This is a genomic window from Flavobacterium esculini, assembly GCF_048284325.1.
In the GTDB taxonomy this organism is placed as follows: domain Bacteria; phylum Bacteroidota; class Bacteroidia; order Flavobacteriales; family Flavobacteriaceae; genus Flavobacterium.
The window spans coordinates 1-1,865 of sequence record NZ_JBLVPI010000044.1; the positions used below are offsets into that span (position 1 = coordinate 1).

General features: G+C 31.3%; 3 protein-coding genes. All 3 read left to right on the forward strand.

What is annotated here, in order from left to right:
- The coding region (locus tag ACNQGG_RS17220) for a hypothetical protein (RefSeq protein WP_417966077.1) at positions 1–188 on the forward strand (188 nt) is incomplete at its 5' end.
- 71 nt (positions 189–259) lie between these two features.
- A complete protein-coding gene (locus ACNQGG_RS17225; protein ID WP_417966079.1) occupies positions 260–637 on the forward strand; it encodes a hypothetical protein in 378 nt (125 codons plus the stop codon).
- 268 nt (positions 638–905) lie between these two features.
- Entirely contained in the window at positions 906–1,730 is an 825-nt protein-coding gene (locus tag ACNQGG_RS17230) for a hypothetical protein (RefSeq protein WP_417966080.1), read from the forward strand.
- Positions 1,731–1,865: the final 135 nt, after the last annotated feature.

Genomic DNA, 1,865 nt, shown 5'->3' on the forward strand with positions numbered 1-1,865 from the left:
TCAGGATGCTTTTTTTTGTAGTCATAATATCCTATTTTAGTTATCTTCGTAAGATAATCAAAATCTACAATGATGCTACCGAAGGTTTAGTTCAACACACGCTACAAGCAATTTGGGGATTTGGCATAATGGAAAAATTAGCTTGTATTTGGAAGATTTGGCAAATCCGAAAGATAACGCTGATTTAGCCCCAAACTGCTTGTAGCGCGAGAACGTTAGTGGCTATACACCCGCAGAAGTGGAGAAATATGAACTATTTATGAAAAAAACATTTGCCTTAATCTTATTTCTTTTTTCATTTTGTCTTTACTCACAAAAAGGAAAATCCGCAGAAGAATTAATACTTTTTGAAATAACCGAAATTGAAAATAATTTAATTGGAAAAAATGACACTTTAGACTTTAAAACTCCAAATAGAATAGTGTGTCTAACCGGAATTGCACCAAAAAAAGTTAATCTAAGTTACATAGGAGTAATTTATTACCCGACTTTGGAAGATGTAAAACTGTGGCGAGAATGGATAAGTAAACATACCGGAAAATTTTATTACGACTCAAAGGAAATAGATAATCCAGAATACAAAAAAGTAATAATAGAATATGAAAAAGATAAATTTAGAAGCAATTATTGTAAATAACAAGCACAGCCACTAACAGCTAGGATTTCGTTGCGTGCGTAGCACGAACAATGAAGCCCGTGTTGAACGGAACCGTATAATCAACAATGGTACTACCGAAGGTTTAGTTCAACACACGCTACAAGCAATTTGGGGATTTGGCTTAATGGAAAAATTGGTTTGTATTTGGAAGATTTGGCAAATCCGAAGATAAGGCTTAATTTAATCCCAAACTGCTTGTAGCGCGAGAACGTTAGCACCAAGCAGAAAAAAAATGAACTTGAACGAAATGAAAATAAGAATTATAATATTGGTTCTGTTAATTTCAACTTTGAATAGTTGCAAGAAAGAAACTAATTTAGAAAACAAAAGGACCAACACTTTACTTAAGTCATCTTTAGCGGAAAACGAAATAGAACTCAATAAAATTTATAAAAAAATTAATGATGCCCGTTTGGGAAGTGATACAATAAATTGGAAGGTATTAGAAACAGAAAACAATAAATTTGAAGCTAAAATTCTAAAATATTTATCAACAAATCCTAAATCAATAATATTCCCTTTTGATTCTTTAAAGAAAAGCAACATAGATATTGTTAGTAGTAAAGACAAACTACTACGGATTTATAGTTGGAATACTTGGAAAGGTGGAACTATGGTTGACTTTGTGAATTTGTTCCAGTACAAATCAAATGGTAAAGTGATTACAAAAATAATTAAAGATACTGTTACTCGAGGAGAAGGAGAATACACTCCGTTTTACTCGCAAATTTTTACTTTAAAGAATAAAAAAAGCACTTATTATTTATGTGTATATAATGGAATTTATTCATCAAAGGATGCAAGTCAATCCATTAAAATTCTAAAAATTGAAAATAATAAACTGGAAGACGTCAAAATAATAAAAACAGAAAATGGACTTACAAATTCGATAGATTTATATTTTGATTTTTTTAGTGTTGTAGATAGACCCGAACGACCATTGAAATTAATAAAATATGACAATGAAAAGAAGCAAATTTATATTCCAATATTATCAGAAAAGGAAGAAGTAACAAATCGTTTTCAAATCTATAATTTTAATGGAGAATATTTTGAAACTGAGCAAAATTAACTAAACACTGCTAGCTGCTAACAGCTAGGTTTTCGTTGCGTGCGCAGCACGAACAATGAAAACCGTGTTGAACGGAACCGGTCACTGGCAGGAACTATGGAGTTATCGTAAAGTCTAGAGAGAGAATATCAAGAG

Excerpts from the sequence above, each read along its gene's own strand:
- ACNQGG_RS17230 (WP_417966080.1), top strand. The coding sequence starts at position 906 with ATGAAAATAAGAATTATAATATTGGTTCTGTTAATTTCAACTTTGAAT.
- ACNQGG_RS17225 (WP_417966079.1), top strand. The coding sequence starts at position 260 with ATGAAAAAAACATTTGCCTTAATCTTATTTCTTTTTTCATTTTGTCTT.